Below are 21,970 nucleotides of genomic sequence, written 5' to 3'. Positions count from 1 at the left end.
GAGGAGCTATCTATGCTGCAATCCGAAACTGCGCCAAATTGCACTGCCGATCAATACGAACATGCACTCGCCCCCTGGCAAAAAGCAATCACCGCGGGTAACTGTGCGTTTGAAAATCAGTCATTCTATCGTGCCAGAGATCACTATCAAAGTGCCCTGTATCTGGTGAGCAATTTAATCGCGCACTTTACGCATCAGTATGATCGGCAACTTCAGGAAGAGGCGCTGATGCATTGCTGCCCGGCCCTCGTCGTTGCCGCTCATAACCTGGCCGACTGCTACCTGGCCATGGCATTGCCACACAAAGCCTGTGAGCAGCTCATTGCAGTACACCAGCAGCTGGCCCAGCTCGGCGATCATGCCAACCCTCAGGTTGGACTCATTGCAATGCGCCACGGTATGAGAACGCGTACAGAGTTAATGCACTTTATTGCCAACCACCAGGCACACAAAAATCTGGTCAGCTGGGCGACTCAAACACTCAACACCCCACATTCAGCACACCCTTATCATTAATCCAAAGGAGAGAAGTATGGCATTTACACTGCCCGAATTACCCTACGCCTATGACGCGTTAGAGCCGCATATTGACAGTAAAACCATGGAGATCCACCACACCCTGCACCACCAGACCTATGTGAATAAAGCCAATGCCGCGCTTGAGGGCAGTGAATTTGCAGACCAATCCAGTATCGAATTGCTGACCAATATTCAGGATCTACCCGACGCCTTACGCGGTGCGGTGCGCGACCACGTCGGCGGTCACAACAACCACTCCCTATTTTGGCAGATCATGTCGCCACAAGGCGGGCAATTGCATCCCGGTGTACTCAGTGACGCCATTGACAAACACTTTGGCGATTTTAACTCCTTTAAAGGCCAGTTTACCCTGGCAGCTGTCAGTCGCTTTGGCAGTGGCTGGGCATGGTTAGTCATTGATGCTCAAAAGCGTCTGCAGGTTACCAGCTCGCTGAATCAGGACAGCCCATTGATGGACGGCCTGACACCCATTTTGGGCCTTGATGTATGGGAGCACGCCTATTATCTGAAATACCAAAATCGCCGGCCTGAGTACATTGAAGCCTTTTACAAAGTGATTAACTGGCAGGAAGTGGAACGCCGTTTTATCGCCGCCGTTGATTAATACCAATTTCACTTAATACTTGTTCCATTTGACGGATCAAATATGGCGCTAACTGTGTTAAAAATTTCTTATTTAGAACGACTAAACATCAAAATTTTTGCCTGGTTATCGACCCTATTTTCTCGCCTCAAAATAGAACACTTAATTAAGCAAATTGGGATAAACCATACAGACAAAAAAGCCAGCGTAAAAACGCTGGCTTTTTTCCCGGCGGCGCTGTTAAGGTCTTTGCGCCGCAATTGGGCCATGTTGCAAGTCAACATGCGGGTTTTGCCCACGTTGTCTGAGCAAATGATCCATCAGGGTAATGGCCATCATGGCTTCGGCAATCGGGATAGCCCGGATCCCCACACACGGGTCGTGACGGCCTTTGGTGATCATCTCTACCGATTCATTCTGGGTGTTAATGCTCTGACCTGGGATAGTAATGCTCGACGTCGGTTTAAGCGCTATCGAGGCAATGATATCCTGACCAGTCGAAATCCCGGCCAGCACGCCACCGGCATGATTGCTGGTAAAGCCTTCGGGTGTCAGTTCATCCCGGTGTTCTGAGCCTTTTTGCTCTACCACCTCAAAACCGTCGCCAATCTCAACGCCTTTTACGGCATTAATGCTCATCAGAGAGTGCGCCAGTTCGGCATCCAGTCTGTCAAACACCGGCTCGCCCAGACCAACAGGTACGCCTTTGGCCACCACTTTTACCTTTGCACCGACCGAGTCACCTTGTTTTTTCAGGTCGCGCATATATTCATCCAGCGCATCCAGTTTAGTGGCATCGGGAAAGAAAAAGGGGTTCTGCTCGACCTGTTGCCAGTCGAACTGCTCGGCTTTAATTGGCCCAAGCTGCGACAGACAGGCATGGATCTCAATGCCATGCACTTGCTTGAGATATTTTTTCGCTATGCCACCGGCTGCAACACGAATGGCGGTTTCCCGGGCTGACGAGCGTCCGCCGCCGCGATAGTCGCGGTGTCCGTATTTGTGCCAGTAGCTGTAATCACCGTGGCCGGGACGGAATACGTCCTGGATTTTACTGTAATCTTTAGAGCGCTGATCGGTATTCTCGATTAATAAGCCAATACTGGTGCCAGTGGTTTTGCCCTCGAACACGCCAGAGAGTATTTTAATTTCATCCCCCTCGCGACGCTGCGTCGTGTACCGGCTTTGTCCGGGTTTACGTCTGTCCAGGTCGACCTGGAGATCCGCTTCGTCCAGTTCCAGTCCCGCCGGGACACCATCCACCACACCACCCAGTGCAACGCCATGACTTTCGCCAAAGGTCGATACCCTGAATAACTGGCCTATGCTATTGCCTGCCATTGATTTTCCTCATTCCAAAAAAACACTTTTGCGCTTCCCTGACCACAGGAAAACGCTTAGTCGTTAAAGTAATCCAGTAATTGTTTTTTACTGATCACAAAGACACCCAGCCCGCCGCGTGCAAATTCCAGCCAGGTAAATGGCGCACCGGGATAAAGCGCTTCCATATGTACCATAGAATTACCCACCTCGACAAATAGCAGCCCCTCTTCGGTGAGGTGTGCTGCGGCTTCTTGTAGCAAAGTGCGTGTTACATCCAGCCCATCTTCTCCCGACGCCAGACCCAGTTCAGGTTCATGATGGAACTCCTCTGGCAAGTCCGCCATATCTTCCGCATCCACATAGGGAGGATTGGCCACGATCAGATCATATTGCTGTCCGGGCACCCCGCTGAACACGTCCGACTGGATAGCAAAAACCTGCTCCTGGACCTGATGGTCATGGATGTTCATCTCGGCCACTGCCAGCGCATCAAACGAAATATCAACCGCATCAACCTGAGCCTGCTCAAACGCTTTGGCCAGCGCAATGGCAATACAACCAGAGCCCGTACACATATCCAGGATCCGGGTCACTTTTTCCGGCGACTTTAACCAGGGCTTGAACTGGGTTTCGATCAGCTCAGCAAAGGGCGAGCGTGGTACCAGTACGCGCTCATCCACATAAAAGGGCAGCCCTGCGAACCAAGCCTGGTTGGTCAGATAGGCTACCGGAATGCGCTCATCGATACGCAATCGCAGGTATTCTACCAGCCTGACTTTTTCGCTGTGTGTCAGGCGTGCGCTAATCAGTTCTTTTGGCGCATCAACAGGCAGATTAAGCAATGGCAAAACCAGACTGACCGCCTCGTCCCACGGGTTATCTGTGCCGTGTCCAAAGAACACGCCATTGCCTGCAAACTGGCTGGCAGTCCAGCGTAACCAGTCCTGAATGGTGATTAAATCCTGATAGGCTTCTTCAGCCATCGCCTGAGAAATAACAGAGTCGCTCATGAGTTGCTCTCACTACTATAAGTATGGCGGCATTGTAACGGTTTTTACGCTAGGTTTTTACGCTTTTTTTCTTTAAAATGACGCTATGAACACAGATAAATCAAACTCACAATTGCCAGCCGACGATTTCGCCCTGTTCCGCGAGGCCGTCTCGGGCACCAGTCAGTTCAAGCAAGATACCGTGCAGCAGCCGAGGCGCCAGACGCGCTTTAAGGGTGAAGTGATCGCCGAGCAAAAGAAACAGCATCAGGCTGAATTTTACTTCTCGGACGAGTATGTACCAGATATAGATACGCATGGCACCGTCAATTATGTCCGCCCGGGTGCCGACAAGTACCTGGCCAAACAGTTGCGCCGTGGTGATTATGCGCCTGAGCTGATTCTGGATATGCACGGCATGAACAAAGAAACCGCGAAAGACGAGCTGGCAGCTTTGATCCACGCCTGTAAAAAACAGCACGTGGCCTGTGCCTGCGTGGTCCATGGCATTGGCGAGCGCGTGTTAAAGCACAAAGTACCGCAATATCTGGTGCAGCATCCTGATATCCTGGCTATCCACCAGGCACCGCTGGAATATGGCGGCAAAGGCGCCGTGCTGATCCTGGTAGACTTACCTCAAAGCATGGAGTTTCGTCGCTAAGTTTAATGTTGGGCCATCGTCGATATGCGTATTGCCCTTCACCCCAGCCCTATCAAATCCCTCTCAAAACACCCGCTGACTGAGTTTTTGCTTTTACCTTGTGCGCCTTCTCACGCCACATGTAAATTAGCGCCGAGATCCCGTTTTAACACCCTGCTCACTAAGCTAGCGACACGGTAACAAATACGTTATATTGCCAGTTAATCTGACTATTTTTTATTGTAACCTGACTCTCAAACCATGAATGAACTTTTAAGCTCAGACTTGAGCATCTTACTCCTGGAGCCGTCCCAGACCCAAAGACGGATCATCAGTAACGAACTTCAGGAAGAAGGGATCCAGAATATCGAGTGTGTGGACACACTTGCGGCCGCCATAGAGAGCCTAAATAGCAGCAAACCCGACTTAGTGATCAGTGCACTCTACCTGCCAGATGGTGACGCACTCACGTTATTGCAGCATATCCATACGGCTTTAGCAGACCATCAGCTGCCCTTTATGCTGATCTCTAGTGAAACCCGCAGGCCGCAACTGGAAGCCTTTAAACAGTCCGGCGTCGTAGCCATTCTGCCTAAACCCTTTAACAAAACCCACCTGGGCAAAGCCCTCAATGCGACCCTGGATATTTTGTCCCCGGAAGAGTTAGAGCTGGACTTGTATGATATTCAGGAACTCAGGATCCTGGTCGTGGACGACTCCCGCCTGGCACGTAATCATATCCGCCGGGTACTCAACAACCTGGGCGCATCCCGAGTCAGCGAAGCCGAACATGGCGCACAAGCGCTGACTATTTTGCAAGACACCATGTTTGATTTGATCATCACCGACTACAACATGCCAGAAGTGAACGGTCAGGAGCTGGCTGAGGCCATTCGTAACTCCAATGAGCATAATCATGTCCCTATCATGATGGTGTCTTCTGAGGCCAATGAAACACATCTGGCCAACATCGCACAATCTGGCGTCAATGCCTTATGTGACAAACCATTTGAGCCTCAGGTTGTAAAACAGTTGATCTACCAACTGCTTGAACAAAACTAACCAATAGTTGGTGAAAACCGCTAATTAGGCTGGTCAAAATCCTCACCATGGGTTTTAACCAGTCTAAAACAAAAAGTAAAACCCCATATATTTCAACACATTAAAAATTTTCTTTAAGCTGGCACAACCTTTGTAATAGTTAGAACGACTAACACATTAACGTCATCGTGACTAACCCAAAAGGAACCAGACAATGAAAACTGCAACCCAACTTAGCATTCTTATCCTGACTCTTGGCCTTAGCACCAGCGCTGTCGCCGCAGGCAATACCAGCGTCGCAGCCAGTGTCAATGCCAGCACCATTACCAGCAATGCGACCGCAGCCGTAACGCAAGAAGTGCTCAGCGAGATTAAGTCTCATGTCAGTCAGACCATCAAAGCGAACCTGATTGAGCTGAAAAGAAGCACCAAAGCGGCGCTTATCCAATCTTTAACACCGCAACAAAAAACAGCCCAGCAAGCGCAAGATAAAGGACAATAACATGCTGAATGAAATAACACTGTTGAGCTTATTGGCCACACCCGTTATCAGTCTGATACTGGCATATGGCTCAATTGAATTGATTAAGCTTCTCAATCAGAAATGGTCAATGGGACGTACATCATGACAGGGCAAAACCGGGGTATAAAAAAACCCGCACAAGGCGGGTTTTTTTCAGAACAACTCAGTCGAACTTACAGGTCGCCTTCGTTTTCTGACAGGAACTTAGCAACGCCTTCAGGGCTTGCGTCCATACCTTTTTTGCCTTCAGTCCAACCAGCTGGACATACTTCACCGTGCTCTTCGTGGAAAGCCAGTGCGTCAACCATGCGCAGCATTTCGTCGATGTTACGGCCAAGAGGTAGATCGTTTACTACCTGGTGACGTACGTTGCCTTCAGAATCGATTAGGAAAGAACCACGGAAAGCAACACCTGCTTCTGGGTGCTCAACGTCATACGCCTGACAGATTTCGTGCTTCACGTCAGCAACCAGGTCATATTTAACCGGACCGATACCGCCTTCGTTTACAGGCGTGTTACGCCATGCGTTGTGAGAGAACTGAGAATCGATAGATACACCGATCACTTCAACACCACGCTTTTGGAATTCTTCGTAACGCTTGTCAAATGCGATTAGCTCAGAAGGACAAACGAAAGTGAAGTCTAGTGGGTAGAAGAAAATAACCGCTTTCTTACCTTTGATACGCTCATGTAGATTGTAACCATCTACGATTTCACCGTTACCTAAAACTGCAGCTGCTGTAAAGTCAGGTGCCTTGCGGCCTACTAATACACCCATTGTTATCTCCAAATAGTTAGTTTGAGTTCCAAAGTCTCACAATCACACAGAGCAACATGCCATGTCAGGCAACGCTTTTCTGTATCACTGCGAATTGTCACTTATTATTGAGGCGTTTTATAAAAAAACAACCCCTATACCAGATGGTATTATTTGGCGCTCAGTGTATGCTGTTCCTTCAAAAGGATACAATCGAATTATCCGATAGCAGCCATCTAATAAATTGATGGCGCAGTGAATAACCAATATCACCGGTGTTTGCAGGCACAAAAAAAGCACCCTGAGGTGCTTTTTATCATAAAACCATCAAACTTAGTCCATGATGTCGTCAGGCATGTCGCCACGCAACTGCTGCCAAATCTCACCAGAACGATGACCGTAACGACGCATCAGTGTAATGGCTCCGTCATGATCACCTTTTTCTGCCAGCGCTGTCAGATCGGCGTAAAATTCGCGAGCCAGCTCACGAGTGCGCGGATCTGAGAAATAATGACAACCGATTTTTGAGTACAGGCCTTTAAAACCGTTGAGGATCAGTACATAGATTTTGTTGTTACCGGCACTGGCCAGCTGATGGTGCACCCGGTAGTCGTACTCAGCAAAGGCTTCTGCTGTGTCGGCTACTTCTGCATGCTTAGACAGAATATCAATTACAGATTGTGGATTAAACTTAATCGCAGCACGGGTATAAATGGCGCTGATATTAGTGCGTGCAGACAATAGCTGATCGGTCAGCTCAGGCACTTTATCTTCATCCAAACGAGCCAGCGTCTCAAGAATATTCAGACCAGAGGTTTCCCAGAAATTGTTTACCCGCGTTGGTTTGCCATGCTGGATAGTCAACCACCCGTCACGTGCCAGACGCTGTAGTACTTCACGCAGCGTGGTGCGAGTCACACCAATAAGCTCGGACAGCTCGCGCTCGGCTGGTAAAATCGAGCCTGGAGGGAATTCGCCATTCCAAATTGACTCAACTATATACTCCTCAGCAAAACCTGCTGGGCTCTTGGCTTTAAAGATTCTCATTTAGCACCACTTTTGACAACATAAGGTACGTCGACAAGCCTGTGCTTCAGTGTGTAGCACACCAACAGGCTTCTGCAACTCAATAATCCACTGATTGTACCAGATGATTTGCAACTAACAAGGCATATCTGTTCCACCTTATAACAGCATTCAACAAAGGCCGAGAAAAGCCCCATTAAAGGGACGTTCCCTCCAACTAAATCGTCCTTTTTTACGGCTTTATGAGCGGTTTTATGGCAACGCCCTGGACCACGGCGGCGAGGCCTGTGTGATACTGGCCTTCGACCACCTGACGCTCCAGCTGTTGCAGATGTTTCCATTCCAGCGGGCTTAATTCTTCAGCGAGTTGAGTCGCACTCAGCATGGTACTCACATCGCTGCCGCCGCCGGTGCCAAAATGTATTTGTTCTGGTGCGTAGGCCTCCGTTAAAAAAACGCCGCCTGGCTTGAGTGCCCGCACCACGCCTTGATGCAATTTTTCACGTAACGGACGGGGAAATGGCGCAAAAATAGCGATAATGTTATCCCAACACTGACTGCTGAGCTCAAACTCGCTCAGATCGGCATGAATAAATTGCACTTCTACACCCACTGCCTGAGCTAACTGTTGCGCTTTTTCTATGCCTTTAATTGAAGCATCTACCGCTGTCACCTCAAAGCCCAACTTTGCCAGGTAAACGGCATTGCGCCCTTCACCTTCTGCCAGGCTCAGCACACGTTTACCTTTCAGCTGTTTAACCTGAGCCTTTAAAAAATCATTTGGTTCAGTGCCATACGCGTAATCAGGCCCAGCAAAGCGTACATCCCACATTGGATCAAAATTCATCACGGTCTCCTCTCGTCAAGTGATATAAAGCATGCTACAACTTAAAGTCGACTTTAGGTCAAGCCCTGACAGGCACACTTAGTCTTCACTTTCACATAAAAGAGAAACACATGGATATTGCAGATGTCGCCAAAGCCTCCGGGCTCAAGCCTTCCACCCTCAGGTATTATGAACAAAAAGGGCTGATCCGCAGTGCAGGACGCCATGGTCTGCGCCGCTATTATGAGCCCTCAGTGCTGGAGAAACTGGCATTGATTAACCTGGGCCGTTACGTTGGCCTGTCTCTGGATGAAATTGGCCGGATGCTGCTACCTCAGGGCGTTGATATTGATCGCGCCCTGCTCAAAGCAAAAACCGCCGAACTGGACAAGCAGATTGCCTCCATGCAGGCGATCCGAGATGGTCTGCATCATGCAGCCCACTGCCCGGCCCCCAATCACCTCGCCTGCCCGACTTTTCAGCGCCTGATGAAACTGGCCGGGAAACGCCTCAAACCACTTACGCATAAAATCTAGCCTGATAATATTTATAACCATTATTATCAATTAGTTAGTTGATATAGCTGCGTGTTGTAAGCGTGTTGCCATGTCAATTCCGGTCAGATTAGCCAATGACGCAGGCTCAGTATGTTAGCGTCTGGCTTCTCTTACCTTTAACCGAGACCTGACGTGAACCAACCCCGACATATTTTACTGGACGTCATCAGAGGCACCGCCGTACTGGGCATTTTGCTGATGAACATTCGCCTTTTCTCAGAGCCTTATGCCGCTTATTTTTCACCGCTGATGCTATCGGCTCAGTCGTCGCTGGGATATCTCTGGTGGCAGCTCCAGCACCTGCTTGCCGATCAGAAGTTTATGGCGATTTTTTCTATGCTGTTTGGTGCCAGTACCGCGCTTACCTGCGATAAACGATTACAGGCAGGCCAATCTCCCTATGGTTATTACATCAAGCGATTACTCATTCTGCTCGCCTTTGGCCTCGTTCATGCGTACCTGATCTGGCATGGGGATATTCTGGTGTATTACGCCATGTGTGGTGTCATCCCTTTATTGTTTGTCCGCGCCCCGGCTGGGCTGACGCTATTTTGTGGCCTGGCGATATTGGCTGTGGGCTCCATCAACAGCCTGACGACTTTTGCCGCCCTGAAACAGCTTCCCGAGCACATACTCTTTGACGTGATTACACAGCACTTTGCCCACAGCGCCCTTATCAGCCAGGCGGAGCTGGACGCTTTCTCCGGCAGCTGGTTTGAACAATTGGCGATGCGCGCCCAGCTGGCCAGAGAGTTTCACCTGTCAACCTTTCCCGCCTGGGGCGTATTCAGGGTATCCGGTCTGATGCTGATTGGTCTGGCGTTATACCGGTTTGGTTTTATCAGTGGTCATCTTTCACGGCGCTTTTATGGCTATTTTGCGCTCTGCGTAATCCCCGCTGGGATCACTATGTCGCTGGCCGGGTTATGGTTTAATCATCAGCAACAGTGGCTGTTCCCGGACTACTTTTTTAGGCATGCACTGTGGAATTACTGGGGATCTGTACTTACCGCCTGTGGTTACATGGCTTTGCTGGCATACATCAGTCTGCGAGGCTGGTTGAGTCGCTTGCGGGGTTACCTGAGCCTGGTTGGACGCATGGCGCTGAGCAACTATTTGCTGCAAAGCCTGGTATGCTCTGTGTGGTTTTACGGGCTGGGGTTTTACGCCAATACCGGGGCGGCAGGGGCCATTTTAACTATCGCCACGGTCTGGATGATACAACTGGGCCTCTCAAAATGGTGGCTGATGCACTATTCATCGGGCCCGGCTGAGTTACTCTGGCGCACGCTGTCAGGCCGTTGAAACTGAATACGCCATTTAGCGGGCGTGAGCTGGTGGTGTTTTTTAAATGCCGTGTAGAAAGCGGCCCGGGTACCAAACCCGCAGTCATAGGCAATCTCTTCGACCGAGCGGCTGGTATTCTTCAGCAGCTCAGTCGCATGTTTGACCCGCCAGTGGTTTATATAATCATGATAATTGGTTTGCAGATGTTCATTGAGTAACTGCGACAGATTATGCGGGTTCAGCCCGACTTGCCCCGCCAATGTCGACAAGGTCAGCTCACTGTCCAGATAAGGCTGCTTGTCGCGGATCAGGGTATCCAGTTTGCGCCCATAATAGTCTGACAGCGCGGGGGTCAGCCCAGACTTTTGATATTTCTGACGCGCAGCCTGGCGCTGCTGCTCAGTAAAAATAACCTGGGGTGCGTGAGCCGCACGCCAGGCAATCAGGAGTAAAAACAGCTGCAATACCGTATTGAGCAATGCCCTGCTATTCATTGCTGGCAACACATCGAATTGACGCACAATATAGTAGCTACTCTCCAGCAACAGTATGATCAGGTTGAGATAGCATAAGTAATTCAGCCAGCTCAGCTTTACAGGCACCGACCCATCCGCAGTCTGACTGAGCACATGCGAGGTATGCCGTAATTGCGATATAGTAGCCAGCACATATATCAGCTCCATGGGGGCAATTGAGTGCAAGACCGTATTGTGACTGAACACAGGCGTGGCAATCACCTGCCCCTTAAACAGCAGCCAATGCAACGTCACCAGGGCGGCCGGAGAAAAAAGCAACACTCGCAGCCACGGGCTGGCTTTTGAACAAGGGGTCTGTGACGTCACATACAGATAAAAGAGCGGACCCAGCATCAGCGCCAGTGGCCCGATCAACAGGTGTAAGGTGTCACCCGGCTTGCTGGCAATGTCCACCAGCTGCACCGTGCCGATTAATAACAAGTAGCCCAGCAAGTAGCGGCTGTTAGTGCGCTGCTGGTGCGACAAAGACAGCAGTAAAAACACAAACAGCAGACACGTTGTGGCACTGCTTACCAGGATAAGATCTTGAAATGACACTGGAGGACTCAGTTTTTCAGTCAAGTCCGCTTGGGTCTTGCGCCAATAAATTGTGCAACGACAAAAACAATGGTGCTGGCAGGGCATTGGGTGAAAACCAGCGCCACTGCACGCATTTATTGGGTTCCAGCAGCTGTGGCTCTCCTTGTTCGCACTCCCCCTGCATAAACAAGGTGATGTAGTGCTTGCCTTCGGACTCAAAAACATCATTGGTATAGCCCATTGGAGTGACCCGCGTTAGTTCCAGACCAGTTTCTTCCAACACTTCGCGACGTGCGCACTGCTCAATGCTCTCGCCCACCTCAAGATGCCCTCCAGGCGTTGCCCAGGTATGCGCCCCGTGAGCACCAATGCGCTCGCCCAGTAACAGTTTACCCTGACGTTTTATGACTACGGCCACGCCAACACGCACAACTGATTGCATTGCTTATTTTCCCTTTACTGTTAAGTTGCCCAGAAGATAGCACATTTAACCTCTGAAATAAGTCTGTCCCGGAAACTAATATTGCATTCAGCAGTCAAACCGCACGACTAGTCTGAAACCAGTTGCCCGGATGCAATGACAGCGCCATAATAACGGGCAAAAAAAGGAACACTTATGTTGAATAAACTCGCTGAATTTTCTCGTACCCGACTTGCCTGGGGCGTTTTGTTTTTGTCTGCTTTCACGCTGGAAGCCATCGCCTTGTATTTTCAGTATGCCATGGGCCTTGAGCCCTGCATTATGTGTATTTATCAGCGTACTGCGGTGCTTGGCATTGTGGCCGCAGGCTTGATTGGCCTGGCCTCACCGACCAGTTTGCCTGTCAGGTTCATCGCCATGAGTTGCTGGGGTATTTCAGCAATTTGGGGCTGGTTGCTGGCAAAAGAGCATATTGCGATGCAAACCACCACAGATCCGTTCGCCTTTACCTGTGACTTTGTGCCTAACTTCCCAAGCTTTATGCCTTTACATGAATGGCTGCCGGCTTTCTTCGCGGCGACCGGAGATTGTGGTAATATTGACTGGTATTTTGCGGGTCTGTCGATGCCAGGCTGGATGGAAGTGATTTTCGCACTTTACAGCGTCTGCTTTATCGCCTTTGCCGCCGTATTTATTGTTAAAAGATGAGACGTAAATGGTTTTCAGACTGAGTAAACTCGCCGAACTGGATGACTTTGCACTGCGTGATAAACAACGTATTAAAGCGCAGGCTTTGGCGCAGCTACCTGCATCACAAAAAATTATGCTTAATATCGCCAAGCTAATGCTGTTAACTCCGCTATTCATGGCGCTGGCATTTATCGAAGGCTGGATATTGCTGCCCGTGTTACTCGTATGCGGGCTGGCTTACCCCTTGCTCACTGTGCCGCTTGAGATCCAGTTTGCCCGGCCTTATTTGCAGCAGGCCATCACTGAGTTTCGCAAAACCAATCAATAAAAAAGTGGTGCACTGCACCACTTATCTACTCGCCAGCTTTAAGCTCGGCAATCCGGGCCTTTACTGAGCTCCTCACACCAAACAGTCCAGGGCTTAGTGGTATAGCCGCCGCCTACCTGAGGGGTATTGGCCCGCGCCAATTGTTGGTGTTGTTCATTAAGACGCTTTAGTTTGCTGGTTTTTAATTGTAGTTTCATTACTTCGCTTCCTTCTTGGTTATTGTTTCAACACCATAAAGTCACAAAGGCTCTGCCATTCTCAAGTTCAAAAAACAAACAAATATTACAAGGTGATGCTATCGACATACCCTTTCACATTGTTGTTATTAACTGAATGCACCTTTGGCGATTGAAATCAGGTAAGCTGTCCGACGAGTCGTATTATAACTGCTATAATCAAGCTCAATGACCCACAAGTTTGCGGTCATCCGCGTTGCTTGTTCCTCCAGGGAGTTGGAATAATCATTATCATTGAGGTACTCAATGAAAAATAGACTCCCTCGTATCGCAAGCTTCTGTGCAAGCTGTATGGTGTTTAGCGCAGGTTCGGTTGCCCACAAGACCCCCGGCAATGACACCGATGTGTTCGCCTTATCTATTGATGAGCTGCTGGAAGTAACGGTTGAGGCCCGCAAAGTCAAAGAAAACGCGCTTGCCATACCCGTTTCTATTTCGGTCATGTCAGATCAGTTTCTGCACGAGCGTAATGTCAATACCTTGCTGGAGGCCGCCTATTTTATTCCCAATATTGATGTAACCACAGTCGGTGAAAATTCTGGCTGTACACACTGTGCAAACATCACCATTCGTGGCATAGGCCAGGTTGACCCGCTGCCCACGGTCGACCCCAGCGTAGGGCTCTACCTGGACGGTGTTTACTACGCCCGCTCCCCCGGTGGTATTTTTGACTTATATGATGTGCGCCAGGTTGAAGTATTACGAGGCCCGCAAGGGGCTATATTTGGTAAAAATACCATAGGGGGTGCTGTCACAATCTACACGCACGACCCCATCTCAGAAACGTTTGCCGATGGTGAAATCACACTGGGTGCGTTCGAGCGCAGAGATGTCCGGATGCGCGCAAACCTTGCACTCAGCGACGCCCTCAGCAGCCGCTTTACCTTTACTCACCTCTACCGCGATGGCTTTGTTATACGTGACAACGGCGAATTTGAAGGTGGCCAGGATGAATGGGCAGCAAGCGCCAAGTTCCGCTATCAGGCCAGTCCGCAACTCACCGCTCAGCTGTCTTTGGACCAGCGTCGCATTAACTCGGGATCGGCACCGTCTATTCTCGCAGCAAAAAACGATCAGGCTGATCTGCTGGTGCTATATAACGACCTGGTTGCACAAAGTGGTGTTGCCGAGCCCTACCCGCCGCTGCAGATCTTTGCCAATGCGCATCGCAGTGCCTCGCTGGGCACTAACTTTAACACGCTGGATCAATCCGGCGTTTTGCTCTCGCTCGAATGGCAAACGCCCCAGCAATGGCAGTTAAAATCACTTACCGCCTATCGGGAGTTTTATGCCACTTATGGCCGCGACTTTGATAATAACCCGGCCATCATTGGCGATACCCAGGACTTTCAGCGCCAGTTTCAGTTCAGCCAGGAGCTGCACATCAGCGGCAGTGCGCTGGACGAGCAGCTCGATTGGCTGGTGGGTTTATTCCATTTTGATGAGCACATCAATCACCTCACCGACTTGGTTTTTATTGGCGGACTGTATCAGGCACTGGAAAGTGTTCCGGGTCCGCTCGACGGCTCTCCTCTGGATAATCCAACCAGCATCGGCGGGCCAGGCAACCCGCTGAACATTGGACTGGATATCGACAGTGGCTTTGACAATCAAGTTGATATTAAGAGTACCGCTGTGTTTACCCACATGAAATATGCACTAACACAACACTGGGCTGTGCACCTGGGCGGACGACTGACCTTCGAGGATAAAATGCAGCAGGTACAAAGTGATGCCGATAATGCCGGGGTCATTTTGATCGACAGAACACGCCACACGCAGGGGCAAAAAAATGGCGGCCCTATCGAGCGCAGCTGGCGGGTGTTTTCTCCTCAGGGAGGCATTGAATACCACTTCAGTGATAAACAATTCGTCTACTTAAGTGCATCCCGGGGCTTTAAATCCGGTGGATTTAACGGCATACCTAATTCACCGACATCCGCTCAGCCCTTTGACCCTGAATACCTCACTGCATATGAGCTGGGCTATAAGACCAAATTACTGGAAGATACTTTGCAACTCAGCTTAGCCGCCTTTGATATGCAGCATAAGGACATGCAATTACGAGGCGGTCAGTCTACCGAAGCTGGCCTTGAGATTTTTATCGACAATGTCGGAGAAACCCGTATTCGAGGTATTGAAGCCAGCTTTGAGGCACTGCCAGCACCAGACTGGCGCTTGTCTGGCAACCTGTCATACACAGATGCCCGGTTTGATTCTGTGGGTACTGCCACTCAGGTTACCACGGACAGCAAACTGATGCGCTCGCCGCGCTGGACGGCCGCCCTGGGGCTCAGGTATCACTGGCATACCGCCATGCAACACCCAATCAAGATTGGGCTCGACTGGGGGTTTCGCAGCAAAACGTATAACGATGTGTTTAATACTGAGCTGGGTGCACAAGGGAGTTTTGCCTTGGTGAATGCGCGTATCAGTCATGCCATCACAGATAAGCTGGAGCTTGCCTTGTTTGTTCGCAACCTCACTGATAAGCGCTTGCTTATCGGTGGCAATGACTTTACCGAAGTATTTGGTGTGGCCGAGCATTACCTGGCACCACCCAGAGAGTGGGGGTTATCCCTGTCGTACCAGTTTTAAAGAAGTACTAATATGACCTTAGTAAGCACTTTTTTACTTTTTAGCACAGTCGTCTTGTCTGCCTGTGTGCCGTTTATCGCAAGCGCTCAGCTGTTGCTACTCAGTGATGATCCACTGGACATTAAGATGGTATTTTCAGATCAGACACTGGATATATCGACCGACTCCAATAATCTGGTATTTGAGTATATAGCGCAAACCACACCGGCATTGACCCGCCCACAGCTACTGCTGGCACCCGGAAACCGTATTGACCAGTTGCTGAGAAGCAACCAGCCCTACTGCGCCCTGAATCGGATCAAAACACAAAAACGCGCTAAACAGTACTTATTCAGCTTACCAGTACACCTGTACCCCAGCCACAGGTTATACTTTTTACCGCTAAATATTGAATTATCCTCCTTTGCGAATGCACAAGGCCAGCTGACGGACCTCAATGCACTGCTGCGGGCCCACCCTAAAACCACTTTACTTACCGAAGCGCAACGCTCTTATGGCGATTACCTGGATGCTCAGCTCGCCACTGTCAATAAAGACCAGCTTATCAGGCGCCCCGGTGGTGACAGCTACAAGTCGACAATCGCTATGTTCGAGCGCGGCCGGGCCAGTTTTATTCTCACTTATCCGACGACAATACAGCGTTATGCAAGCGCACTGACGCTGCAGCAAGTTCAGAGCCTTGAAATCGCGCACAATCCACCTTTTGTTCTTGGTCACATTGCCTGCTCTGATACCCCAGAGTCGCGGCAATTTTTGCAAACCGTCAACGACGCTTTGCGCCAGCTATATCAAACCGAGGGATTTTATGACTTGCACCTGCGCTACCTGCCTGAGTCTGAACGGGCTTATTTCAAAAAGCAGCTGGAACAACAGACCGCCAGGGCACTCGAAACAACACAATGAAATGAAGTAAAAAGAGCAGCCTGAGCTGCTCCTGGAGATGACCAGACGACTCTGGAACAACGCTAAAAAGTGACTCTGCCTTTGAGTTTGGCAAGAATGTTGACGCCTATCCCTTTCACCCGCAATAAGGCATCCATATCCTGAAACTCGCCAGTTTCCTGCCGATAGTGAACAATGGCCTGTGCTTTTTTCATGCCGATGCCAGGTAAACGGGTTAGCTCTTCGGCACTGGCACGGTTAACATTAATGACCGCATCCGCGACTTGCGCAGCAGCTACGGGCGTTTGTTCTGGCTGAGCAATAACCGGAAGTGCGGCGGACAACGCCAATGTCGCTAACAGTGTTTTGATATTCATAGTAAGATCCCTCATATAATAAAGTGTCCATGTATAAGTGCATGCGTTGCGATGTATATGCACAGTTAAAATAAAGTAAACATCGGTGAATATGTCAAAATGATGTCAGCGTTTTTTAGTTGCTTATTTTTCATCTTGCCCTGTTATGCTAATTTCTGTGTCTTATGCTAAGGCCAAACCAGCGGTCTCATTGCAGTGTCGAGAAACCAAACTAGCTGTTTGTTTTTATTTGAAATTAAGACCTAGTCGAGTGTGACCTGGCGGGTGCGAGCTGAGCTGCATGGATTAAATTTGGCGGTATAAACGCATAACAACACTTTATCGGTTGTAATTATTGACAAGACAAGTTACTGTATATAAAAACAGTGTTCGTGGAGAGTGATCATGGCAGTTATCGTAAAGTATGTGGTAGAAAGAAATGGAGTAGAGCGTATGACGTTTACCAGCAAAAAAGAGGCGGATGCTTATGATAAAATGCTGGATGTTGCAGAAGCGCTTGAAGGCATGTTAGAGAAAGTAGACGTCCCACTCAGTGAGCAACAGGTTGAGTCGCTTGCACTGGAAATTGCCAAACAAAAAGATGACTTTATGGCCATCCTGAAAGGCGGCAAAGTGTCAACAAAGAAAGACACAGAAGAAAAGCCTGCCAGTAAGAAAGGGAATGACGATAAGGTCACAGCCATCAAACAGGCCTAATCTTGCAGACCAGAAACAAAAAAGCCAGCTCCCGACGGAAGCTGGCTTTTTTCATATTAATGCACTTATTTCAAAACAGTCGCAACGGCATCTGCAAAGTAAGCAATATTGTCTTTGCTTACTCCCGCTACGTTTACGCGGCTGGAGCCTACAATATAAATTGAGTACTCTTCACGCAGTCTGTCAATTTGCACTTTGTCTATGCCAAGGAAAGAGAACATCCCGTTCTGACGCTCAATGAAAGAGAAGTCCTGAGATGTGCCTTTCGCATTCAGGCTGTCTTTTAGCAAGCTACGCAGACCATTGATACGGTCACGCATCTCTGCCAGCTCCTGATGCCACTCTTGAGTAAGTTCTTCACTACCCAAAATCGTGTTCACAATGTCCGCACCGTGTGCAGGAGGCATTGAGTAGATGCTGCGTACAACGCTAAGCAGTACTGAATTAGCAACATCCGCCACGGCTGCATCTTTAGCAATGAATGAACATGCACCAATGCGCTCACGGTACAGGCCGAAGTTTTTCGAGCACGAAGAACAGATCAGCATTTCGTCCACGGTTGCAGCCAGCAGACGCAGACCTTGTGCATCTTCTTCAAGGCCACTACCAAAACCCTGATAGGCAATGTCAACAAGCGGTGTAAAGCCCACATCTTTCGCTAACTCTGCCACGACTTGCCATTGCTCTGCGTTTAAATCCATACCGCTTGGGTTATGACAACAAGCGTGCAGTAACACGATATCGCCTTTTGGTACCTGCTTAAGTGCTTCGATCATTTCATCGAATAGCAGGCCTTTGTTCTCATAGTCATAATAAGGGTATTCTTTAACTGTCAGACCAGCCGCTTCGAACAAGCTGATATGGTTTGCCCAGGTCGGGGTCGTTACCCAAACAGTCGCATCGGTATTGCAACGCTTAATAAATTCAGCCGCAACGCGCAGAGCCCCTGTGCCACCTGGTGCCTGAGCCGTTCTGGTGCGATTGGCCAGCAACGCCGGATGGTCATTACCTAGTAACAGTTTTTCCATCTTATCGCAGTAATCCAGATTACCCGCCAGACCAATGTAAGATTTGGTTGTTTCATTTTCCAGGCGAAACGCTTCTGCCTTTTTTACCGCCTTCAGAACCGGGGTATGACCCTGCTCGTCTTTATACACCCCAACCCCCAGGTCAATCTTATTCGGGTTAGTATCTTTTTTATAGGCAGCCATCAGGCCAAGAATTGGATCCGTCGGAAGTGGTTTTAGTTCTGAAAACATGGTTCTCTCTTTCCTAATTAACGTTAACGAGGTTTTCTGACTCGTTTGTCGAGGGGTTAACTTTCAGCTCATATTAACATAAGTTGTCGCGAAGACGAGTCCGCTTAACCGGGAAGATTTTCAATTGCGCGGATGCAAGCGGCAACTAAAACTGCCAGCTTGTATTCATCAAAGCACTCTTGCTCAAACGCTTCTGCATCTATGATCCCCAGGCACTTGCCTTGTGGATCTAAAAGCGGCAGGCAAACCTCTGACTGCACCTTAGGATCGCAGGTATAATACTCGCCACCTTTGGCTACATAATCCGGAATGTTATTGATAACCCGGGCCTGCTCAGACAAAAAAGTCTGGATATTGTTTGACGTCGCAGCAAATGCGTCGGTAATTGGGAACAAGGGTCGACTTGGCGCGCCGTAATAGGCCAGCTTCAACAACTGCCGTATGCCATCGGCCTCACGCGCCTGATAAATACCAAACCAGTCTACGCCAGTGGCGGATTTAACGTATTGCGCAATGGTCTGTAAACGCGACAGCTGTTGCTCAGTATCATTAGTTTTGGAAACATACTCAGCCAGTAAAAAAGGGGCTTCCTGTAAGTGACCAAACAGGCTGCAACTGCCCCCTTCTCCAAGCTCCGGAATTTGGTATGACCATATGGCATCCAGGTGATGTGTTTCAAGATACGCATCCAGCTCACTAAGCTGGCCAGCCACCGCGGTTTCGCTGATAGATAAATTACAATGAGAAAGATAGGTAGAAATCATTTGGCCATCCAAACATCTAAATATCCATCAAATCTATCACGGACGCACGGGGGATGCCAGAGTGTCATTAGAATATTTTATTTTTTACAAGAAAAATTGCCTGCGGCCCTGGCTCATCTGAGCGAGTACACCAGTTCAACCTCATTGCCCACCTGGTTATAGGTCACACTTCGTGCAATTTCAGAGAGTAGCTCAACCCCTCTGCCATGCTCTTGTTGCGACTGATACTGTGCTGTTGAGCTTTGGTCAAATCCATTACCTGAATCACAAATATTGAACACGAGACAATATTCTTCCGGGCAAAAACGGACATTAATAATGATCAACGCATCCTTAAGGCTTTCCAGTGCACGAGCCCGCTGATGGTAATACTCAATAAACCCATCATCCTGATTTTTTAAATCTGACTTTAACCCCAAAACGCCGTGGTCCAACGAGTTGTTATATGCCTCTGACAGTAACAAAAAGACATTAGATCTGTGGGCGTGCAGGCCCTCTACTTTAGACAAAATGTCCACCAGCTCGAGTACTGGATCGGTAAAGCGCATCTGCTGAGCATTCAGCGAAATACTAATATTAAAAGGTAAAGTAGAGTATTCGGGCGGCAGGGCTTCACTTGAGTTATCAGGTAAGCAGTTAATGATCGCGATGCTTAAATCGTCCTGTTGCTCTTTGTGACCACTGTATTCTCGTACCTGCTGAATAATATCTCTGGTCGAAATATCAGCCTTGCAGCGTAGCACATCGATCAACCTTCGCTCACCGAACAGCTCACCATCGGGCGCTTCGCTTTCAATAATGCCATCCGTTGCCATCACGAGGCGTGTGCCTACCTCAACTTCAAAGTGCAAGGTATTACGCTCGAATTCATCTTCATCGAGGATCCCAAGCGACATATGCTGAGATTCTATGGTTTTAAGTACCTGCCCCTGGCTGTCTATCAGATAGATGTCGGGAAAGCCCCCCAGCCAGGCTGACAGATTTCGCCCGGAGCCACTGATCTCGATAATCGCTGCGGCACAAAACATGTGCCCGGGCAATAAGGTATTCAATGAACTGTTCAGCTCGGCAGCAATGTCATTCACCGCCATGCCTTTTTGCACCATGGTATAAAAAATCTTCGATGCCGGGAGCGCGCCGACCGCAGCAGCCAGGCCGTGACCTGTGAAATCCCCCAACAGGCAATAAAACCCACCAATCGGACTTTTTGCCATCAGAAACATATCACCGTTGAACATCGAGGCCGGAGACAGGTGGTAGTCACACAAGTCGGCAAAGTCCTGCTGACCGGACAAGGCATTACGAAAGATATGCTCTACAATTTCGTGTTCGCGCTCAATCTGGTTGTAGTGATATTCAAGCTGCTTTTTTTGTTCGTGGGCTTCTTTACTGAGTTTTCGCGTGCGGGCATGGGCACGGATCTTTGCAGAAAGTACGATCCGATCAAAGGGTTTGTGGATAAAGTCATCGCCACCAACATGCAGGCACTTTTCAAAACTAGCGTGGTCTTCCAGGGCCGTGATAAATATCACGGGTAAATACACATCACCGGCATGCTCTTTGATTTTGGGGGCGGTCTCAAAGCCATCCATCACTGGCATCATGACATCCAGCAAGACAATGTCTATATCGTGCTCATAAAGCACCTCCAGGGCTTCCTGGCCATTGTTTGCCACCAGCACATCATAGTGTTGGTGCTCAAGCATGGTTTGTAGCAATCGACAGTTGAGCGGCTGATCATCCACAACCAAAATTAACATGCACGAGTCCCTCGTGGATTAGTCGATATCAAATTTCTTATCGAAGCGTGAAATCTGTAAAATCTTCTTCAGTTGAGGTCTGCAATTACTGATCTGGATGCTAGATACCGAGTCGCCTAAGGTTTTTTTCATATTAAGCAACATACCTAATGCGGAACTATCCATATAATCAGTGTCACGCAGATCAACAACCACTTTCTCCGTTTGGCTGCCTACTTCGGCATAGGCCTGACGAAAAGACTGGACCAGGTTAAAATCAAACTTTCCTTTGATTTGAATCGTTAAAGTTTTTCCGTCCGCTGAAGCATTTTTGCTCAGGCTCATTGCAAGCTCCTACTTTGGTTGAATTTTGGTATCCATGATGTTGTTTTAAATATAAACCGATAAGTGGAATTAGCCAAAAAATTATCTCGCTTCAAAACGCTTTTTGTTACCATGACGAACATTAGTTATAAACAGGAGAGTCAAAATGTCAGAGAGTCGTTTGGTGTATTCCACCGAGTCTGGCCGGATCAAACACACCGAAACCCCGGCTGAGCCAGAAGTAAAATTATTTAAAGACGGCGCAGTGCGTATTGAGCGACAAACGAAAGGTCGTAAGGGCAAAGGTGTTATGTTGGTTGTTGGCATAGACCCGGCTGAACACGATTTGAAGAAACTGGCAAAAACGCTGAAAAGCAAGATGGGTCAGGGTGGCGCGCTCAAAGACGGCGTGATTGAGATCCAGGGCGACGACCGTAATAAACTTAAAGCGCTGCTCGAAGCACAGGGTTTTAAAGTTAAAATCGCCGGTGGCTGATCCCGGTATCGT

General features: G+C 49.0%; 26 protein-coding genes. 13 read left to right on the top strand and 13 right to left on the bottom strand.

Annotated elements, in window-relative coordinates; genetic code table 11:
* Positions 1-12 precede the first annotated feature (12 nt).
* Together L1285_RS06425 and L1285_RS06420 are read left to right on the top strand one after the other, a co-directional pair.
* Positions 13-516, top strand: coding sequence for a hypothetical protein (locus L1285_RS06425; protein ID WP_235411423.1), 504 nt, complete (start codon positions 13-15; stop codon positions 514-516).
* Between the two features lie 16 nt (positions 517-532).
* The gene (locus tag L1285_RS06420; RefSeq protein ID WP_235411422.1) at positions 533-1,144 is read left to right on the top strand and encodes a superoxide dismutase; all 612 of its coding nucleotides are present in this window, start codon (positions 533-535) and stop codon (positions 1,142-1,144) included.
* 219 nt (positions 1,145-1,363) lie between these two features.
* Here the strand turns inward: L1285_RS06420 and aroC are convergent, their stop codons facing one another.
* The gene (gene aroC / locus L1285_RS06415; protein ID WP_125779039.1) at positions 1,364-2,464 is read right to left on the bottom strand and encodes a chorismate synthase; all 1,101 of its coding nucleotides are present in this window, start codon (positions 2,462-2,464) and stop codon (positions 1,364-1,366) included.
* Between the two features lie 56 nt (positions 2,465-2,520).
* Positions 2,521-3,456 (bottom strand): 50S ribosomal protein L3 N(5)-glutamine methyltransferase, encoded by a 936-nt coding sequence (gene prmB / locus L1285_RS06410; RefSeq protein WP_046006633.1) that lies wholly within the window; start codon positions 3,454-3,456, stop codon positions 2,521-2,523.
* A gap of 85 nt (positions 3,457-3,541) precedes the next feature.
* Between prmB and smrB the strand changes: the two genes are divergently transcribed.
* The 3 genes from smrB to L1285_RS06395 all read left to right on the top strand — a co-directional run bounded on the left by smrB (position 3,542) and on the right by L1285_RS06395 (position 5,618).
* Positions 3,542-4,096 (top strand): endonuclease SmrB, encoded by a 555-nt coding sequence (gene smrB / locus L1285_RS06405; RefSeq protein ID WP_046006634.1) that lies wholly within the window; start codon positions 3,542-3,544, stop codon positions 4,094-4,096.
* Positions 4,097-4,336: 240 nt separating this feature from the next.
* Entirely contained in the window at positions 4,337-5,137 is an 801-nt protein-coding gene (locus L1285_RS06400) for a response regulator (RefSeq protein WP_235411421.1), read from the top strand.
* 193 nt (positions 5,138-5,330) lie between these two features.
* Positions 5,331-5,618: a hypothetical protein gene (locus L1285_RS06395; protein WP_235411420.1), complete on the top strand. Its 288-nt coding sequence runs from the start codon at positions 5,331-5,333 to the stop codon at positions 5,616-5,618.
* Between the two features lie 194 nt (positions 5,619-5,812).
* Here the strand turns inward: L1285_RS06395 and L1285_RS06390 are convergent, their stop codons facing one another.
* From L1285_RS06390 to L1285_RS06380, 3 genes are all read right to left on the bottom strand, one after another.
* Positions 5,813-6,418 carry a peroxiredoxin C gene (locus L1285_RS06390; RefSeq protein WP_010382361.1) on the bottom strand — a complete coding sequence of 202 codons (606 nt, stop codon included), beginning with the start codon at positions 6,416-6,418 and terminating at the stop codon, positions 5,813-5,815.
* 312 nt (positions 6,419-6,730) lie between these two features.
* A complete protein-coding gene (fadR, locus tag L1285_RS06385) occupies positions 6,731-7,444 on the bottom strand; it encodes a fatty acid metabolism transcriptional regulator FadR (RefSeq protein WP_125779042.1) in 714 nt (237 codons plus the stop codon).
* A gap of 211 nt (positions 7,445-7,655) precedes the next feature.
* Positions 7,656-8,270 (bottom strand): class I SAM-dependent methyltransferase, encoded by a 615-nt coding sequence (locus L1285_RS06380; RefSeq protein WP_235411419.1) that lies wholly within the window; start codon positions 8,268-8,270, stop codon positions 7,656-7,658.
* 110 nt (positions 8,271-8,380) lie between these two features.
* Here L1285_RS06380 and L1285_RS06375 point away from each other — a divergent pair, with 110 nt between their 5' ends.
* Together L1285_RS06375 and L1285_RS23840 are read left to right on the top strand one after the other, a co-directional pair.
* Positions 8,381-8,785 carry a helix-turn-helix domain-containing protein gene (locus L1285_RS06375; protein WP_235411418.1) on the top strand — a complete coding sequence of 135 codons (405 nt, stop codon included), beginning with the start codon at positions 8,381-8,383 and terminating at the stop codon, positions 8,783-8,785.
* Between the two features lie 153 nt (positions 8,786-8,938).
* A complete protein-coding gene (locus L1285_RS23840; protein WP_235411417.1) occupies positions 8,939-10,111 on the top strand; it encodes a DUF418 domain-containing protein in 1,173 nt (390 codons plus the stop codon).
* On the opposite strand, the gene L1285_RS23835 is transcribed toward L1285_RS23840, so the two are convergent.
* Positions 10,060-11,166: a helix-turn-helix domain-containing protein gene (locus L1285_RS23835; RefSeq protein WP_235411416.1), complete on the bottom strand. Its 1,107-nt coding sequence runs from the start codon at positions 11,164-11,166 to the stop codon at positions 10,060-10,062. The two genes, L1285_RS23840 and L1285_RS23835, sit on opposite strands and share 52 nt — an antisense overlap.
* A 16-nt stretch (positions 11,167-11,182) precedes the next feature.
* Positions 11,183-11,590 carry a nucleotide triphosphate diphosphatase NUDT15 gene (locus tag L1285_RS06360; RefSeq protein ID WP_235411415.1) on the bottom strand — a complete coding sequence of 136 codons (408 nt, stop codon included), beginning with the start codon at positions 11,588-11,590 and terminating at the stop codon, positions 11,183-11,185.
* 177 nt (positions 11,591-11,767) lie between these two features.
* Here L1285_RS06360 and dsbB point away from each other — a divergent pair, with 177 nt between their 5' ends.
* Both dsbB and L1285_RS06350 read left to right on the top strand, forming a co-directional pair.
* On the top strand, positions 11,768-12,277 hold the full coding sequence (dsbB, locus tag L1285_RS06355; RefSeq protein WP_425331669.1) for a disulfide bond formation protein DsbB: 510 nt from the start codon (positions 11,768-11,770) through the stop codon (positions 12,275-12,277).
* 7 nt (positions 12,278-12,284) lie between these two features.
* A complete protein-coding gene (locus tag L1285_RS06350; protein WP_235411414.1) occupies positions 12,285-12,587 on the top strand; it encodes a hypothetical protein in 303 nt (100 codons plus the stop codon).
* A 38-nt stretch (positions 12,588-12,625) separates the two neighbouring features.
* On the opposite strand, the gene L1285_RS06345 is transcribed toward L1285_RS06350, so the two are convergent.
* Positions 12,626-12,784 (bottom strand): hypothetical protein, encoded by a 159-nt coding sequence (locus tag L1285_RS06345; protein WP_209052249.1) that lies wholly within the window; start codon positions 12,782-12,784, stop codon positions 12,626-12,628.
* Between the two features lie 285 nt (positions 12,785-13,069).
* Between L1285_RS06345 and L1285_RS06340 the strand changes: the two genes are divergently transcribed.
* Both L1285_RS06340 and L1285_RS06335 read left to right on the top strand, forming a co-directional pair.
* Positions 13,070-15,421, top strand: a complete 2,352-nt coding sequence (locus tag L1285_RS06340) for a TonB-dependent receptor (RefSeq protein WP_235411413.1) — start codon at positions 13,070-13,072, stop codon at positions 15,419-15,421.
* 12 nt (positions 15,422-15,433) lie between these two features.
* Positions 15,434-16,324 carry a hypothetical protein gene (locus tag L1285_RS06335; protein WP_235411412.1) on the top strand — a complete coding sequence of 297 codons (891 nt, stop codon included), beginning with the start codon at positions 15,434-15,436 and terminating at the stop codon, positions 16,322-16,324.
* Positions 16,325-16,386: 62 nt separating this feature from the next.
* Here the strand turns inward: L1285_RS06335 and L1285_RS06330 are convergent, their stop codons facing one another.
* Positions 16,387-16,680, bottom strand: coding sequence for a ComEA family DNA-binding protein (locus tag L1285_RS06330; RefSeq protein WP_235411411.1), 294 nt, complete (start codon positions 16,678-16,680; stop codon positions 16,387-16,389).
* A 384-nt stretch (positions 16,681-17,064) separates the two neighbouring features.
* On the opposite strand from L1285_RS06330, the gene L1285_RS06325 reads away from it, so the two are divergent.
* On the top strand, positions 17,065-17,376 hold the full coding sequence (locus tag L1285_RS06325; RefSeq protein WP_046006647.1) for a YebG family protein: 312 nt from the start codon (positions 17,065-17,067) through the stop codon (positions 17,374-17,376).
* Between the two features lie 65 nt (positions 17,377-17,441).
* Here the strand turns inward: L1285_RS06325 and L1285_RS06320 are convergent, their stop codons facing one another.
* The 4 genes from L1285_RS06320 to L1285_RS06305 all read right to left on the bottom strand — a co-directional run bounded on the left by L1285_RS06320 (position 17,442) and on the right by L1285_RS06305 (position 21,483).
* The gene (locus tag L1285_RS06320; RefSeq protein WP_235411410.1) at positions 17,442-18,635 is read right to left on the bottom strand and encodes an amino acid aminotransferase; all 1,194 of its coding nucleotides are present in this window, start codon (positions 18,633-18,635) and stop codon (positions 17,442-17,444) included.
* Between the two features lie 104 nt (positions 18,636-18,739).
* On the bottom strand, positions 18,740-19,399 hold the full coding sequence (locus tag L1285_RS06315; RefSeq protein WP_235411409.1) for a GAF domain-containing protein: 660 nt from the start codon (positions 19,397-19,399) through the stop codon (positions 18,740-18,742).
* A gap of 113 nt (positions 19,400-19,512) precedes the next feature.
* Positions 19,513-21,159 (bottom strand): fused response regulator/phosphatase, encoded by a 1,647-nt coding sequence (locus L1285_RS06310; RefSeq protein ID WP_235411408.1) that lies wholly within the window; start codon positions 21,157-21,159, stop codon positions 19,513-19,515.
* Between the two features lie 18 nt (positions 21,160-21,177).
* Complete coding sequence (locus tag L1285_RS06305) at positions 21,178-21,483, bottom strand: STAS domain-containing protein (protein ID WP_046006651.1); 306 nt, start codon at positions 21,481-21,483, stop codon at positions 21,178-21,180.
* A 145-nt stretch (positions 21,484-21,628) separates the two neighbouring features.
* Between L1285_RS06305 and L1285_RS06300 the strand changes: the two genes are divergently transcribed.
* The gene (locus L1285_RS06300) at positions 21,629-21,958 is read left to right on the top strand and encodes a translation initiation factor (protein WP_046006652.1); all 330 of its coding nucleotides are present in this window, start codon (positions 21,629-21,631) and stop codon (positions 21,956-21,958) included.
* Positions 21,959-21,970 lie beyond the last annotated feature (12 nt).

The sequence above is a fragment of the Pseudoalteromonas sp. DL2-H2.2 genome (assembly GCF_021532535.1).
In the GTDB taxonomy this organism is placed as follows: Bacteria; Pseudomonadota; Gammaproteobacteria; order Enterobacterales; family Alteromonadaceae; genus Pseudoalteromonas; species Pseudoalteromonas rubra_A.
The sequence above is the reverse complement of the archived record's forward strand: the minus strand, read 5'-3'. Positions and strand labels throughout refer to the sequence as shown.